The 625-nt window shown below is 49.9% G+C and carries 1 rRNA gene; it reads left to right on the forward strand.

The window, feature by feature from the left end:
- Positions 1-125: 125 nt before the first annotated feature.
- A 23S ribosomal RNA gene (locus EA14781_RS21675) occupies positions 126-625 on the forward strand; the annotation flags it as partial.

Here is a 625-nt window from a genome sequence, read left to right on the forward strand (position 1 = left end):
TTTTGCTCTTTAAAAATCTGGATCAAGCTGAAAATTGAAACACTGAATAGTCGAAAGATTATTCGTGAGTCTCTCAAATTTTCGCAACACGATGATGAATCGAAAGAAACATCTTCGGGTTGTGAGGTTAAGCGACTAAGCGTACACGGTGGATGCCCTGGCAGTCAGAGGCGATGAAGGACGTGCTAATCTGCGAAAAGCGTCGGTAAGGTGATATGAACCGTTATAACCGGCGATGTCCGAATGGGGAAACCCAGTGTGATCCGTCACACTATCATTAACTGAATCCATAGGTTAATGAGGCGAACCGGGGGAACTGAAACATCTAAGTACCCCGAGGAAAAGAAATCAACCGAGATTCCCCCAGTAGCGGCGAGCGAACGGGGAGGAGCCCAGAGCCTGAATCAGTGTGTGTGTTAGTGGAAGCGTCTGGAAAGGCGTGCGATACAGGGTGACAGCCCCGTACACAAAAATGCACATGCTGTGAGCTCGATGAGTAGGGCGGGACACGTGGTATCCTGTCTGAATATGGGGGGACCATCCTCCAAGGCTAAATACTCCTGACTGACCGATAGTGAACCAGTACCGTGAGGGAAAGGCGAAAAGAACCCCGGCGAGGGGAGTG

Origin of the sequence: Escherichia albertii NBRC 107761 = DSM 17582, from assembly GCF_000759775.1 — a bacterium.
GTDB lineage: Bacteria > Pseudomonadota > Gammaproteobacteria > Enterobacterales > Enterobacteriaceae > Escherichia > Escherichia albertii.